Source organism: Streptomyces sediminimaris, assembly GCF_047049295.1.
Lineage (GTDB): Bacteria > Actinomycetota > Actinomycetes > Streptomycetales > Streptomycetaceae > Streptomyces > Streptomyces sediminimaris.
On record NZ_JBJWOT010000001.1, the window covers coordinates 26,319 to 40,852 of the forward strand.

Genomic DNA, 14,534 nt, shown 5'->3' on the forward strand with positions numbered 1-14,534 from the left:
CTTGCCCACCATCAGCGCCCCCTCCCGTCGTCCGCGTCCGGCCACCGGCCGGGCGCCGGCCCCGCCCGGCCGCAGAGGGCACCAGGCGCCCTCAACCCGATGATCGCCTCCACCACTGACACCCCGCCCCCAGCTATTTCCCAGGGCTTGGTCAGTGAGAGGAGGACAGAAGAGGGTCGTGACGACGCGCTACAGCCCCGGAAAGCCGTGGTGGCCAAGGGGAATACGGTCCGCGCTCGTGACGGGCACGGAAGTGGGTACGGCAGTGGGATCGCAAGCGCCGGCGGCAGGAGACTGCGGCGGCCTGTCCGGCCGACCAGCCCTCGGTCAGGGTACGGCGGGCGCCTGTGTTGGGTCATCATCCCGGATCTCTCCTTGCGTCGAGGCGTCCTCCACCGGCCCTGTGCCGACCGGTGGCACGCCGGCGCGAGGGAGGCCGCCCCCGATGCTCGGTGGCCGCTGCTGCCCCTCCTGCGGGCGCGTGGCGGCCATCGTGAACACCCACCCCTTGTCCGCGACCTGACGGCGTCCGCTGGCGAAGCCGGTCAAGGGGAAACGTCCACTCCGGGCGGCCCGCGCCGAATCGGACAAGGGGTCCGTGGTTGGCCGACCACGATCGGACATGGGGTCATGGTCGACCGACCAGACTCGGCAAGGGGCCCACTTCAACCCCTACAGCACCAGTTCGCCCCTTTTTGAAGGGGAACGAATCGCATCTGATCAATGTTCAGGACATGTGAGTGGATTGTCCGTTTCGATTCGCCAGGTTGGAGAGGATTCTCTGGTGAGTTCGCAGGACATTTTCCCTGCCGACACGTTCACTCACGCAACGATTCCTTGGCCGCCGTCTGACCAAGTGGCTCGATCTCCTGGAGCTGCTTGGGTCATGGGGGCGAGGCGTTGGGCGGCTGTGTCAAGGAGTTCGAGGTCGGCCTTGGTGTGAGCGATCGCCCCGTCGATCAGGAGGCTGACCAGGGGATCGTCCGCTCGGGTACGCCGTAGCCGGGTCAGGCCTGCGAGTTCGGCAACGTAGGTCTGCTGTTGTGCGGTGATGAGTGTGGCGAGGGCGTCGGGACCGAGGGAGGAAGCGCCGAAGAGTTTCAGGAACAGTTCGTCCCGGAAACCGCCAGTGCGCACCCAGGCGCTGGTGGCCCAGTCCCGCAACTCGTCCTGTCCGGCGGGTGTGAGGGTGTAGCGGGTCTTGTCGGGGCGGTCCGCCTGGCTCACATGAGACGGGACGACGTAGCCGTCCCGGACCAGGCGCTCCAGTATCTGGTAGAGGTGCCCGATATTCAGGCCGCCCCATTGCGGGCCCATGGCCTTCTCGAATCGGCCCTTGAGTTCATAGCCGTGGTCCGGGCCGTCGGCCAGCAGCGCGAGCACCGCGTGATGAAGTGGCATGGACCCTCCTGCAACGCCATTTACAAGTCGTTGTGCATTGTGACAACGTACCGCTGCATTGTGTCAATGCAGGAGGGTGGAAGCTCGGTGGATGTGTCGTTACGAGGCGTGACGCGCCGATATGCGGACCTGGTCGCGCTGGACGCCGTCGACTTGCGCATCGAGTCAGGGGCCGCCGTCGCGCTGACCGGCCCCTCGGGTTCGGGGAAGTCCACGGTGCTGCATCTGCTCGGCGGAATGGACCGGCCCAGTGAGGGAACGGTCGAGGTCGACGGCGACGAGCTCACGGCACGGCGGCTGGACGCGCACCGCCGGCGGGTCGGTTTCGTCTTCCAGCGCTTCCATCTGCTGCCGGCCCTGACCGTGCTGGACAACGTCCTCGCTCCGGTGCTGCCCCGCCGGGTGGACTTCGACCGGCAGGGGCGCGCGCGGGAACTGCTGGAGGCGGTCGGCCTGGCAGTGCGTGCGCACGCACTGCCGTCGGAGCTGTCCGGGGGCCAGCAGCAACGCGTCGCGATAGCACGGGCGTTGATCAACCGGCCCGGCCTGCTACTGGCCGACGAGCCGACCGGGAACCTGGACAGCACGACCGGGCGCGAGATAGTCGAGCTGCTGCTCTCGCTGCGCGAGCGCTACGGTACGACCATGCTGGTCGCCACGCACGACGTCGAGGTGGCCGCGAACTGCGACCGCATCGTACGGTTGCACGACGGCCGGATCGTGGCCGACGACCAGGTGACGCCGGACGACGACGTCCTCGGCCGCCTCGGAGGCCTGCGTCCGTGATCGGCATGATCCTCTCCCAGTTGCGGCGCCGACGCGGGCGGGCCCTCTCCCTGGCCCTGGGCATCCTCGTCGCGGCCACCGGCTTCACCCTGCTGACCTCCGCAGTCACCACCAGCCGCGCCCAGACCACCGGAATCGTCCGGCACAACGCCCGCTCCGCCTACGACATCCTGGTCCGCCCCCCGACCGCGCAGACCTCCGTCGAACGTCAACGGGGCCTGGTGCAGGCCAACTTCCTGTCCGGCGTGTTCGGCGGCATCACCCTCGACCAGTACCGGCGCATCGAAAAACTGCCAGGACTCGACGTCGCCGCCCCCATCGCCAACATCGGCTATCTGATGGTGGATGGCAATCTGCGCCTCGACGTCACGCCCTTCCTCGACTCGAAAGCCTCCGCCCAACTGCTGCGCCTGAAACCGACGGTGAAGGCCGGCCTCGGCACGTACCCGGCCGCCGACCAGTACGTCTACCTCACCCGCAACCCCATCACCGTCCGCGACGACCTCATGGCCGACACCGGACTGACCGGACTGGACCAGGAGAAGGCGGCCGGGCGTACGTACTGGGTGTGCTGGTACTACAACAGCGACAAGTCCGATACGACGACGGGCACTGACGGCAAGACCCTGACGCCCCAGGCCGAACCCGACTACAACCCGGTCCCGACCTCCGCCTTCGACCTGGACGCCCGGTCGAGGATGACCTGCCGGTCAGGACAGGGCAAGGCCTCGGCGGAGATCCCGGTCACCTTCCCGGTGCTGCTGTCCGCCGTCGACCCGGAAGCCGAAGACCGGCTGGTCGGCCTTGGCAACACCGTCACCTCCGGCCGGATGCTCACCTCGAAAGACCACCCCGTGTGGGGCCCCGACCCCTTCGACAGCGGCCCGGCGGCAAGCCGCCAGCACGACTACCAGGTGCCGGTCATGCTCAGCAGCCACGCCCTGACCTCCACGACCCTGACCGCGAGCGTGGAACGCCTCGACGCAGGCGACCCCGGCCAGCTGCCCGGCAAGCTCGGCAGCCCGGCCGCCCACCGCTTCGTCACCGCGCTGCGGGGCAAGACCGTCGGCACCGTCGGCGCCGACCTCGACAAGGCCTTCCGCGCCGTCAACCGCGCCGTCAACTTCGACACCGGCGGCTACTGGACCGTCGGTCCGGTCGCCTACGGCGTCACCGCCGACGGCCTGGTAGCGCGATCCCGCCCGCAGCAACCCGCCGACGTCTGGAAGAACAACCTCGATGGGACCTCGGCACTGCTGTCCGACGTTCCCGAGGAGAACGCCGGCACGCAATACCGCACGGTCGCCGACCACGCCTCCACCAACTGCGGGGGACAAAAGACCTGCACCGGCGAGGACAGCGGCCGCGCCCCGATCCCAGTCATCCACCTCGTCGGCCGCTACGACACCACCCGGCTGCACGGCTTCTCCGCGCTCTCCGCCGTGCCGCTGGAGACCTACCGCTCCCCACAGGTCACCGGCGCCGACGCGGCCACCCGGTCCGCGCTCGGCGGCCGCCCCCTTCACCCCGACCGCAACCTCGGCGGCTACCTCAGTCCGCCTCCCACCCTGCTCACCACACTGGACTCCATCAGCGCTTTCACCAAGAGCCGCCACACGCCCACCGCCCAGGAAAAGACGCCCATCAGCGCCATCCGCATCCGGGTAGCCGGAGTGCGGGGCGTCGACTCCGCGTCCCGAGCCCGGGTGAACGCCGTGGCCGCGCGCATCCATGACGCGTTCCCGCACCTGCGCGTGGACGTCACCGTGGGCAGTTCGCCGGCGCCACAGACCGTCGCCCTCGCAGCCGGCCTCAACATCCGGGAGAACTGGACGGCCAAGGGCGTGGCACTGCGCGTCCTGCGGGCCGTGGACACCAAGAGCGCCGTGCTTTTCATACTCGTGCTGGTGGTCTGCGGGTTGTTCCTCACCCAGGCCGCGCTCGCCTCCGTACGCTCCCGGCGTACCGAGATCGGCACTCTGCGCTGTACGGGGTGGAGCGCGGGGGAGGTCCTGCGTCTGATCCTCGGCGAACTCGCCGTGGTCGGCCTGGCCGCGGGCGCGCTGGGGGCGCTGCTCGCCTACGGCCTGGGCGCCCTGCTCGGTCTCTCCCACTCGTTCACGAAGGCCGCCCTGGTATTGCCGGTCGCGCTCCTCCTCGCACTGCTCGCGGGGCTGATCCCGGCATGGCGGGCGACCCGGATCAGTCCCCTGGCCGCCGTCACCGCCCCGGTGGCGCCGGCTCGCCGGTCCGTCGCCGTGCGGTCGGTCGCCGGTCTCGCCCAACGCAACCTGCTGCGGGCACGCGGACGTACCGTGCTCGGCGCGGCCGGACTCGCCCTGGCAGTGACGGCGTTCACCGTGCTGCTCTCGGTCACCTTCGCCTTCCGGGGGGAGGTCGCGGGCTCGCTCCTGGGCGACGCGGTGGTGGCCCAGGCCCGCACGGCCGACTACCTGAGTGTCACCCTGACCCTGCTGCTCGGCGCGGCCGGTGCAGTGGACGTCCTGGTCATGTCCCAGCGAGAACGGGCAACAGACCTCGCAGTCCTGCGAGCTACCGGCTGGACGACACACGAGCTGGCCCGGTTGACCCTCTACGAGGGCCTCGGCCTGGCCCTGCTCGGCAGCCTCACCGGCGCCGCCGCCGGACTGGCCACCGTCCTCGCACTGGGCGAAGGAGTCCTGTCGGGGCACCTGCTGCCGGTGGCCGCCGCGGCTGGGACGGCGATCCTCCTCTCGACCGGCCTGGTCTGCGCGGCGCTGGCCGTTCCCATCCGCACCCTGACCCGGATCGCCCCTGTGCGCGTCCTGGCCGCGGACTGAATCGGCACTGGAGGCAATCACCGCTGGGGCCGGGCCGGATACACCGTCCCTGGACCAGCTGAGGCAGCGGGAGTTGATGAGCGGTGCTTCGACAGGCCGTGCTGAAACCTGCCGCTCGGGTCCCGGGTAGCTGCAGTGGCCTGGCTGAGGGGTGGCCACCGCACTCTCGCTGCCGCCCGCCGGTGCCGGGGCCTACTCTCCCGTCGCGTTCCGGCGGCTGGCTGGGCGACTTGGTCTCCTGTCCCCAGGGGGAACCGACTGGCCTGCTCCTGGTCACGGCTGTGAGGCTGGTCCGCGCCTCTGTCCGTGCTCGGTGCCGGGCTGCTGGTGCTATTGCTGGCTGCTCGGGTCGGCAGCCGGGGCGTCCTGCGCACGCGGCGCACTGCCGACGGCGATCTGGTGCGCGCGCTGGTTCGAGTCCTTGTGCAGCCGCTGACCGGCGCGACCGAGGCGGCGAAGCTGGGGCGGTCAACTCCAGGGCTTCCAGGTCGGTGCGCAGCGCGGCGACGTCGACGGGACCCGGCCTTCTTGCGTACGGGCGGCTCCTCCTGGCCAAGAGGGGCAGTTGTTCGGGCATCGCTGCCCGCTGGTGCACCACGACGTCGTCGTACAGGGCGCGGCCGGTGCGGCGCGCGGCGCGCAGTCGGGCGTTGAGAACGGTGGAGGCGATAACCGCACGCTGGTAGAGCAGCGGGACGCGGGGGAGGTCCCACTCCCCCGGTTCCAAGGGCAGGCGGGGTGTGTCCGGGTCGCCGGGGCCGGCCGGGGGCCGGTCAGTTCAGGATCGCGCATGCCGCGACGGCGGCAGTCGCGCAACAGGTCGGCCCAGGACTCGGTGGACTCCCGCAGCCCCTCCGCGAGCGCGATCAGTTCCTTGGTGCCGTCCACGCGCACACCCATCAGCACCAGCACGCAGGAGCGGGCCTGACCGAGGCGGACCTTGGGGTGCACGCCGTCGGCCCACACATACACGTAGTCGGATGCCGAAAGGTCGCGTTCCTGGAAGGAGGCGTGGTCGGCCTGCCACTGCTTGGTCAGCTGCGTCACCGTCGCCGACGACAGCCCGGCCGAGCCGCCCAGGAACTGCTCCAGCGCCGGCACGAAGTCCCCGGAGGACAGGCCGTGCAGGTAGAGCAGGGGCAGCACCTCGCTGATCTTCGGCGATTTGCGGCACCAGGGCGGCAGGATCTTCGAGGAGAACCGGGCCCGCTCGCCGGTAGCCTCGTCCACCCGGCGGTCGTTCACCCGCGGCGCGGTGACTTCCACCGGCCCAGCGGCCGTGGTCACGGTGCGCGGCCGGTGGCGGACGTTGCGGACCACCAGGCGCCGCCCGGCCTCGTCCTTCCGGCGGCGAGATCGGCTATGTACTGATCGACCTCGGCCTCCAGCGCGGCCGCCAGCATGCGGCGGGCGCCCTCCCGGACGATCTCGTCGATCAAGGAGCCGGATTCCGTGGTGCCGTGTTCGTTGACCACGCTGAGCATGGGCGTGCCTTCCCTACCGACGGTGCAACGTCGTCTACTCGGTGACCTATCGATCACTCGGGAAGGTACGCCCCCGGCCGACACTCCGACTTCGGGAAACAACCGGACCGGGACACGCCTCTGTTGAGTCAGACCGCCGGCGGACGCCGGAACGGCGGCACGCCCCCGATGAGCCAGCCAGGAACGGTGGCAGGAACCTCACGAGCCACCCCCTCGGCCCAGCGTCCTACGGAAACGCTACGAGCGGCCAACCCGACCACGTTCCGCTACCGCCATACAAGTCGGAACGGGAGTGTCCGATAGACATCTAACGGCTCTGTCTCACATTCGGTGGTGGCAGAGTGTCATCGCCGAAGTGCCTGGTCCGAACTCCGGGAAGAGCAGTCGCGGAGGCGTCATCGAGCGGCGCGCGCACGGTACCGACGGTCGCTTCACCCATACTGGCCTGGGAGCGCCACTGCCAGCCACGGCAGCTACTTACCGTTACCACTGAAAGACAGAGTCGTTAGATTTCACTCCCGATCGCTGATCCTCATGGCCGTGCTGCGCCACGACCAGCGCCAAGCACCTGGCCGATATGGCCGTGGCAGCAACGTGTCCGAGCCGACCACACGCTGATGCAACTGGTCGTCCATGAGGGGTGTGGAGTGGGTGTCGGTGCGGACCCACGTGGTGAAGCCCTCGACCGCGTGGATGACGGCCTGGAACCACAGCGGGGGAAAGTCGACATTGCGCCGGATGCGGGGAAGTTCAGTGTGGACCACTGGCTGGGTGGAGACCCACTCGAGCCCAGAGGCCAATTGGCGGGCGTACTCGACCAGGACAACGTGTGTCCTGAGTGCCTTGGACGGCAGTGCCGCCGAGAGGCACTCAGGCCGTCATGCAGTCCCGAGCCAACGCGCGGAACGCGGTCACCAGTCGGCTGTGGTCCCCGGCCCGGGTTGCCACGACGACGTGGCCCGGTTCGACGCCGCGCAGCGGGACGGCGGTGAGGTCGGATCGGGTGCCGCCGGTGTGCAGGGCAGCCGGGATGATGGCCACAGCGTGCCCGGCGGCCACATGTTCGAGCTTGTCCTCAATGGTTTCGACCGGGGGTCCGCCGGGCGCGGGCCGGCCTCCCGGCCGCGGGTCGACCCGCCAGTACGCGTCCCATTCCGGATCCGGGAAGCGGGGAATCGGTTCGCCCTCGATGTCGTCGAGCGTGACCGACTCCTTGCCCGCCAGCCGATGTCCGACCGGTACGAGCAGCATCTTCGGTTCGTCGTAGAGGACCGTCACGTCCAGGCCTTCGGCCTGCAGCGGCATCCGGGTGATCGCGGCGTCGACCCGCCGGTCGAGCAGGGCCTCGCGCGGCTCGTTCCACTTCAGGTGCAGCGTGCGTACATCGGTGTCGGGGTGTTCGTACCGCAGGTTCCGCACCACCGGGGTGACGATCAGTCCTGCGGTGTAGCCGACGGTGATCCGGGTGGGCCGCGCTGCGGCCCGGGCGGCAGCCGTGGCCTGCTGGGCCGAGCGCACCAAGGTGCGTGCGTGGGGGAGGAAGGCCTCTCCCGCTTCGGTGAGCCGTGTGCCTTGTCGCGTCCGGTCGAAAAGTCGCGCACCCACCTGGGCCTCGAGCTGGCTGATTTGCCGGCTCAGCGACGGCTGCGCGATGTGCAGCTCGGCTGCGGCCCGGCCGTAGTGCAGGTGTGACGCGACGGCGGTGAAGTAGCGCACCAGCCGAAGGTCGAGATCCGTCATGCCTGAAGGGTATGACGTGTTCCGCAACAGGTCTTTGATGACCGAAAGTTTGCGCCCCTACTGTGAGATCCATGGCAAACGACAATGAAATCGCGGTCCGGCGCTTCTACGAGGCACTCTCCAGCGGCGACGGCGCGCTGGCCGACGAGGCCCTCGCCGCCGGCTGGGAGGCTGTCCCGCCCCTGCGCACCGGGGGCGGCCCAGAGGGATGGAAGGCGAGCATTGCTCACGTTCGTGATGTGTTCAGTGACTTGACCGTCGAGATCGACCACATTGTCATGAATCGGGACATGGTCGCGGTGCGGGCGGTCAGCCGCGGCAAACACACCGGGGAACTGCTCGGTGTCGGGGGTACCGGCCGCGAGGTCGAGTTCCGAGCGGCCGACTTCCACCAGATGGTCGACGGCCACATCGTGCGGACCTGGCACCTGGAGGACTACTTCTCGATCGCCACCCAGCTCGGACTGGTGTTCACCCGTGGCGCTTGACGGAAAGACGGCGGTGGTGACCGGGGCGGCCCGGGGCATCGGCCGCGCATACTGCAGGCGGCTCGCCGCGGACGGCGCGAACGTGGTCGCCGTCGACGTCGACGACCCGGTGGACGCCGTGAGCGAGCTGACGGGAGGCGGCGACAAGCTGGGACTGGTGTGCGACATCAGTGAGCCGTCGCAGGTCGACGCCGTGACCCGCTCGGTCCTCGAGCGTTACGGGCGCTGCGACATCCTCGTCAACAACGCTGGCATCTTCCCCTTCACCGATCTCGAGCACATGACGATCGAACTGTGGCGCAAGGTGCAGGCGGTCAACGTCGAGTCGATCCTGCTCTTCGCCCGGGCGTTCGCGCCGGGGATGCGGGCCGCAGGGTGGGGGCGCATCGTCAACACCGGCTCGGGCATCACCCTGACCCAGAACCGCGACCTCGCGTACATGGCCAGCAAGGGCACCGTGCACGTTCTGACCCGGGCGCTCGCCAACGAACTCGGAGACAGCGGCATCACGGTCAACGCGATAGCACCCGGCCTGGTGGCGACCCACGGGTTCCTGGGCCGAGCCCGGCCCAACGGCCCAACCGCCGACGAGGTGTTCGCCCATGTGACGGCCCTGCAGACTATCAAGCGCCGGTCGGTCACGGCGGACCTCGGCAACGCTCTGGGCTTCCTGGTCTCCGACGACGCCGGCTTCATCACCGGCCAGATCCTGCACGTCGACGGCGGCATGACACGTACGGGAGCCTGACATGCTCGAAGCCATCGCCGAACGTTTCAGCACCTCGCCACGCTCGCCCGTGCTGCACTCCCCTGCCGAGCACAGGCTGGACTTCGAGGACGTCACGTTCCCCTCCGAGGACGGGACTCCACTCGAAGGCTGGTTCGTGCCGGCCCCCGGCTCCGACCGGATCGTGATCGTCAACCATCCGCGGTTCTTCAGTCGTTCGGGGCTGCCGTCACATCTGGAGCCCTGGCGGTCGGTCAATGGCGAGACCGGCAATGACATCGAGGTCGATCTGGTGCCGGACATCGCGCTCCTGCACGCCGCCGGCTACCACGTCCTCGCCTACGACCTGCGCAACTTCGGCATCAGCGGCGCCGCCAACGGTGGCGTGACCACCAGTGGCAGATTCGAGTCGCGCGACGTCGTCGGTTCCTTGAAGTATGCGCGGTCGCGTCCTGACCTGCGCGGGGCGCGGATCGCGCTGTTCAGTCGCTGCTTGGGCGCCAACGCCACGCTGTTCGCGATGCAGCGGGCCCCGCAGGAGTTCACGGACGTCTGCTGCCTGGTCGCCTGCCAGCCGCTGTCACCGCGCGCGGTTCTCGAGCGAACGCTCGAGCGGCGCTGCATCCCGGCCGAGCGGGTGCAGGAGCTGGACCGGCTGATCAGACTCCGTACCGGCTTCGGCCTCGACGAGATGTCCCCGGTCGAGACCGGTGCGGCCGGCAGTGTCCGGGTGCCGACGCTCGTCTACCAGGTCCACGACGACCTCATGACACGGCCGGCCGATGTCGAGTCCATGTTCGACGCCATCCCCTCGGACGTGCCGAAGGAACTGTTCTGGATCCACGACACCACGCGCCGCTGGGACGGATACCTGCACTTCCAGAAAGACCCGAACCGCGTTCTCGAGTGGCTCGCCCGCCACACCGCCTGAGCCGGCCGCCTCCGCACAGCCTGACGCAGGAGGAGCCCGACTCTGCCCCAACGGCCTCACTGCGAGTGCGCCGCAGACCTTCCCCGCAGCCTCCCGGTCACCGGCTTCACGCCTCCCGGACCCGACGGGTCCTGGCTGCCGATCGCGGGTGGACGGGGTGGAGCTGGTCGACCCGGCGCGGACGCCCGCGATCACGCGGTACCGCTACCGGAGCGACGCGATCCCCACCCCCCTGGACGGCTGCCTGACGAACAGCCCACGGCAAGGACTGTGGAGAGGCCCGGTACTCGGTGACGGGCACGCCGGCTTCGGCGAGCGGCCTGGCGAGACGGGATGGTGGCAACACCGGTACCGCGCTCCAGGCCGACTCAACCGGTCCCGCACATAGACGGTGACTTGCGCTCCGTTGACATGGATTGTCGCGTACTCACGGAAGTGGTGCCGCAGGGTGGTTGTCTTGGCTTCCTCCCGCGGGTCGGTCGGCGAGTGCACACCCACCGCGCGGACCGCGACGATCCGGTCGAATTCCAGCATGCGTGCCGCTATGTCCCGGGCCGGAAGCTCGACACCTGCAAGTGTGTTCGACGATACGGGATCCTGTGCCAGGGCGAGATCTGTCAAAGTACGGGTGTCTTCGGGGTTGGCCGCGGTCAAGATCCGTTGCTGGCCGGAGAGATAGAGCAGCCCGTCGCCGGGGCGGCCTTCCTTGCGTACGGCGGCGCCGACGGCGGTGGCGTCGTTGCTCCGGCTCTGGGGCGTTCTCAGCGAAAGGCTCGGCGGGATGAGCGCGGCCAGTACGGCAACCGCCGAGGTCCACGCGATCCACGCGTTGCGGGAAGACCGCTGCCTCTGGTGGACGTGGTCCAGCAAGGCGCCCAGCAGCAAGGCGATTCCGATGTTGCTGTAGAGCACGTACCGGTCGACGAAGAGGGGCTTGACCAGTGAGGTGATCAGCAGCAGAAGACCCGGAAGCACCAGGATCGGCACTGCCAGCGCGGAAAGCCGCACGGGCTCCCTCACTGGCAGGGGCACGCGGGCACACGCCACGCCCACGACCGCCACCACCAGGAAATAGCGAAGCCGCACCGGTGCGCCGATCCAGGACACCTGGTCCGACTGCGCCGCACTGCAGATCGCCAGCGGCAGCAGCCCGGCCACAACGCCCGCGGCTGCCGCGCTCCACGCCCTCAGCACCGGTCGTGGAACACGGGAGACGGCCAGTGTGACGCCGTGCGCGACCAGGGCGAGGACCGCGAACTCATGGAGCAGACAGGCCAGCAGCATGGTGGAGCCGTAGATCGCCCACCGCCACCGGGTGCGATGCGGGACGCTGACCACCAGCGCATGGGTGGCCCAGGTGACCAGGGCGCAGACCATGGCGTACGAGCGGCCTTCCTGCGCGTACTTCTGCACCTGCGGAAGGAGCGGGAACACCAGTCCGGCCAGCAGCCCGGCACGGCATCCCGCCAGGCGTAGCCCCAGCAGCCCGACTCCGCTCGCCGCCGCGGCCATGGCCAGCACGGACGGCAGCCGCAACATCAGCAGCCCTCCGCCGAAGAAGCCGAAGATCTCATGCATCACGGCGTAGTAGAGGGCATGGACCAGATCAATGTGCTGGGCGGTGTGCCATATCTGCGAAAGATCGCGGTGCGCGAGCTGACAGGTGACGGACTCGTCCCCCCACATGGTGTTCTGCCTGCGGATCCCCCACAGCCCCAGACCGATGGCCAGCGACAAGGGCGCGATGACGACCACGGCTGTGGCCGGGCCCGGTGGTCGTCGACGGGCGGATACGGGAGGAGAAACCGCCCTGGCCAGGGTGGGGGTACGTTCATCAAGGGACATCGGCAACAGGGCCTTTCAGCAGGGGCGAAAAACCCCGTCAGCGTGCCGGGACCTCGTTGACCGGTTGCTGATCCACCCTGACCGGCCGATCAGGAAGGCGGGCCCGGTGCTGTGGCAGGCTGCACCGCATGCGCATCCTGGTGGTCGAAGACGAGCTGGACCTTGCCCACACCCTGCATACCGGTCTGACTGCCGAGGGCTACAGCGTCGACCTCGCCCACGACGGCCGACAGGGACTGTGGATGGCCCGCACCGGCGAATACGCCGTTGTCGTATTGGACTTGATGCTGCCCGGCCTCAACGGCTACAAGGTCTGCGCCCAGCTGCGCCGGGAGGGCAACGCGACCCCCATCCTGGTACTCACCGCCAAGGACGGGGACTGGGACCAGGCAGAGGCCCTGGACACGGGGGCCGATGACTACCTGGCCAAACCGTTCTCCTACCTGGTGCTCGTCGCACGGCTGCGGGCCCTGGTCAGACGAGCCGCCACCACCGCCCCGCCCGTCCTTGCCGTGGGCGACCTCTCGTTGGACGTCGCCGCCCGGGTCTGCCGCCGGGCCGGGGTCCGGGTGGAACTCACACCCAGGGAGTTCGCCGTGCTGGAGCTGCTGGCCCGCCGCGCGGGCCAGGCGGTCTCCAAAGCGGACCTGCTCTATCACGCGTGGCCCGACGAAGCCTGGGATCCCAACCTGGTCGAGGCCCGCGTCAGCGCCCTCCGCAAGAAGGTGGACGCCGCGTTCGACCGGCAGTCCCTGCAGACCGTACGGGGCACCGGCTACCGCCTGGTGGACGACCGTGAACGCGACTGAGCCACGGCGTCGCTGGTGGCCGCGTTCGGTACGCGCCCGCACAGCCCTGGCCGCCGCCCTGGCCGCCGCCGTCGTCCTGGCCGGCATCGGCTGGTGGGTGCACCAGGAGGTCTACCGCAAGAGCATGGCCATCGCCGAAGAACGTGCCGAACGGAACCTCGCCGCTCTCGTCAATCAGCTGAGTGATGGTTCCGTTCCCGGTCCCGCAAGCGCCGCGCCGTACGAGGTCGTCGCGACCGGCCGACGCACCCCCGTCGCCTCCGGCGGAGCCATGCGGGACTTCGATTCCCGCGCCCGCCATGTGCTGCCTGCCCCACCCGCGCTCTCCGCCCCGACATCGGATGGTGCCAGCTGGGGCTATACGATGCAGCCCCTCCGCATACCGGAGCGCCGTGACTACCGCCCTCAGTACGGATACGACTTGGCCGGCAAGACCTACATGGTCATGTACAACGACATCTGGGCCGGTGAACTGGGCAAGGACAAGGCCGCCGCCCTGGGCGTCACCACCGGCGCCACCCTGCGGGTCTATGTGGTGGTGCTCCCCGACACCGCCGAGGAGATCGCCGGCAGCACCGACGACCTGCTGCTGCGGGCCGGTCTCGTCGGCCTTGTGCTGATCGCCGCCATCGCCTACGTGACCGTCCGCATCGCGCTGCGGCCGGTCGAAGCCATCCGCAGGCTCACCGCCTCGGTCACCCCGAACGACCCGCGCCAACGCGTCACCGTCCCCGCCACAGGACACGAAATCACAGCCCTGGCCACCACCATCAACACCACCCTCCAGCGCCTCGACGACGCCGCCGCCCAGCAACGCCGCTTCGTCGCGGACGCCGCCCACGAACTGCGCAGCCCCCTCACCACACTGCTGGCCAGCCTGGAAGTCGCGCTCGCCTACCCGGAACGCACCGACTGGCCCGCCACGGCCACCACCGCCGCACGACAGACCCGCCGCCTCCAGGCTCTCGCGGAAGACCTGCTGCTCCTCGCCCGCCTCGACACCCGCACCCCCACAGCCGGCTCCGAGACCGTCGACCTGGCAGCCCTCGCCTCTCGGCTGACCGAGCAATACCCCCTCACCGAAAGACCGTTGACCCTCACCTGCGACAGCACCGCCCCCACGCTCGTACACGGAAACCCCGACGAATACGAACGGCTGCTGCGCAACCTCGTCGACAACGCCGCCCGCCACGCCGCACACCGCATCCAGATCACCGTCCGGAACGAGGACGACCGGGTCGTCCTGACCGTGCACGACGACGGACCAGGCGTGCCCGCCGAGGACGCCGAGCGCATCTTCGAACGGTTCGTCCGACTCGACGACGCCCGCTCCCGCGACCACGGCGGCACCGGCCTGGGCCTTGCCATCGCCCGCGACCTGGCCCACCGCCACCGAGGGACCCTCACCCTCACCCCCCGGACCCTCGGAGCATGCTTCGAACTACGCCTTCCCGGGTGGGTGGCTCCGGTCGGGTGATGCTGCTCGTAGAGGCGGGACGTT

General features: G+C 69.4%; 10 protein-coding genes and 1 pseudogene. 7 read left to right on the forward strand and 4 right to left on the reverse strand.

Features of this window, described 5'->3' with window-relative positions; all coding sequences use genetic code 11:
- Nucleotides 1–822 precede the first annotated feature (822 nt).
- Entirely contained in the window at nt 823–1,401 is a 579-nt protein-coding gene (locus tag ACJ9NR_RS00165) for a PadR family transcriptional regulator (protein WP_412490462.1), read from the reverse strand.
- Between the two features lie 108 nt (nt 1,402–1,509).
- On the opposite strand from ACJ9NR_RS00165, the gene ACJ9NR_RS00170 reads away from it, so the two are divergent.
- Entirely contained in the window at nt 1,510–2,187 is a 678-nt protein-coding gene (locus ACJ9NR_RS00170) for an ABC transporter ATP-binding protein (RefSeq protein ID WP_412490461.1), read from the forward strand.
- 5 nt (nt 2,188–2,192) lie between these two features.
- Nucleotides 2,193–5,009 (forward strand): FtsX-like permease family protein, encoded by a 2,817-nt coding sequence (locus ACJ9NR_RS00175; RefSeq protein WP_412490547.1) that lies wholly within the window; start codon nt 2,193–2,195, stop codon nt 5,007–5,009.
- Nucleotides 5,010–5,783: 774 nt separating this feature from the next.
- On the opposite strand, the pseudogene ACJ9NR_RS00180 reads toward ACJ9NR_RS00175, so the two are convergent.
- Together ACJ9NR_RS00180 and ACJ9NR_RS00185 are read right to left on the reverse strand one after the other, a co-directional pair.
- A pseudogene (locus ACJ9NR_RS00180) lies at nt 5,784–6,493 on the reverse strand (transposase); the annotation flags it as partial.
- Nucleotides 6,494–7,363: 870 nt separating this feature from the next.
- The gene (locus ACJ9NR_RS00185; protein ID WP_412490460.1) at nt 7,364–8,233 is read right to left on the reverse strand and encodes a LysR family transcriptional regulator; all 870 of its coding nucleotides are present in this window, start codon (nt 8,231–8,233) and stop codon (nt 7,364–7,366) included.
- A gap of 71 nt (nt 8,234–8,304) precedes the next feature.
- On the opposite strand from ACJ9NR_RS00185, the gene ACJ9NR_RS00190 reads away from it, so the two are divergent.
- Genes ACJ9NR_RS00190 through ACJ9NR_RS00200 form a run of 3 tightly spaced genes read left to right on the forward strand, consistent with a single transcriptional unit; the run spans nt 8,305 to nt 10,379 of the window.
- Nucleotides 8,305–8,721, forward strand: coding sequence for an ester cyclase (locus ACJ9NR_RS00190; RefSeq protein ID WP_412490459.1), 417 nt, complete (start codon nt 8,305–8,307; stop codon nt 8,719–8,721).
- Nucleotides 8,711–9,469, forward strand: coding sequence for an SDR family NAD(P)-dependent oxidoreductase (locus tag ACJ9NR_RS00195; RefSeq protein ID WP_412490458.1), 759 nt, complete (start codon nt 8,711–8,713; stop codon nt 9,467–9,469). Before ACJ9NR_RS00190 ends, ACJ9NR_RS00195 begins: the two co-directional genes overlap by 11 nt.
- Nucleotide 9,470: 1 nt before the next feature.
- On the forward strand, nt 9,471–10,379 hold the full coding sequence (locus ACJ9NR_RS00200) for an alpha/beta hydrolase family protein (RefSeq protein ID WP_412490457.1): 909 nt from the start codon (nt 9,471–9,473) through the stop codon (nt 10,377–10,379).
- 204 nt (nt 10,380–10,583) lie between these two features.
- Here ACJ9NR_RS00200 and ACJ9NR_RS00205 read toward each other — a convergent pair whose 3' ends face one another.
- A complete protein-coding gene (locus ACJ9NR_RS00205) occupies nt 10,584–12,224 on the reverse strand; it encodes a glycosyltransferase family 39 protein (RefSeq protein WP_412490456.1) in 1,641 nt (546 codons plus the stop codon).
- A 128-nt stretch (nt 12,225–12,352) separates the two neighbouring features.
- Here ACJ9NR_RS00205 and ACJ9NR_RS00210 point away from each other — a divergent pair, with 128 nt between their 5' ends.
- Both ACJ9NR_RS00210 and ACJ9NR_RS00215 read left to right on the forward strand, forming a co-directional pair.
- On the forward strand, nt 12,353–13,033 hold the full coding sequence (locus ACJ9NR_RS00210; RefSeq protein WP_412490455.1) for a response regulator transcription factor: 681 nt from the start codon (nt 12,353–12,355) through the stop codon (nt 13,031–13,033).
- Nucleotides 13,020–14,510: a sensor histidine kinase gene (locus ACJ9NR_RS00215; protein WP_412490454.1), complete on the forward strand. Its 1,491-nt coding sequence runs from the start codon at nt 13,020–13,022 to the stop codon at nt 14,508–14,510. The genes ACJ9NR_RS00210 and ACJ9NR_RS00215 overlap by 14 nt, the downstream gene beginning before the upstream one ends.
- Nucleotides 14,511–14,534: the final 24 nt, after the last annotated feature.

Excerpts from the sequence above, each read along its gene's own strand:
- ACJ9NR_RS00200 (WP_412490457.1), top strand. The coding sequence starts at position 9,471 with ATGCTCGAAGCCATCGCCGAACGTTTCAGCACCTCGCCACGCTCGCCC.
- ACJ9NR_RS00205 (WP_412490456.1), bottom strand. The coding sequence starts at position 12,224 with ATGTCCCTTGATGAACGTACCCCCACCCTGGCCAGGGCGGTTTCTCCT.
- ACJ9NR_RS00210 (WP_412490455.1), top strand. The coding sequence starts at position 12,353 with ATGCGCATCCTGGTGGTCGAAGACGAGCTGGACCTTGCCCACACCCTG.
- ACJ9NR_RS00165 (WP_412490462.1), bottom strand. The coding sequence starts at position 1,401 with ATGCCACTTCATCACGCGGTGCTCGCGCTGCTGGCCGACGGCCCGGAC.
- ACJ9NR_RS00175 (WP_412490547.1), top strand. The coding sequence starts at position 2,193 with ATGATCCTCTCCCAGTTGCGGCGCCGACGCGGGCGGGCCCTCTCCCTG.
- ACJ9NR_RS00185 (WP_412490460.1), bottom strand. The coding sequence starts at position 8,233 with ATGACGGATCTCGACCTTCGGCTGGTGCGCTACTTCACCGCCGTCGCG.
- ACJ9NR_RS00190 (WP_412490459.1), top strand. The coding sequence starts at position 8,305 with ATGGCAAACGACAATGAAATCGCGGTCCGGCGCTTCTACGAGGCACTC.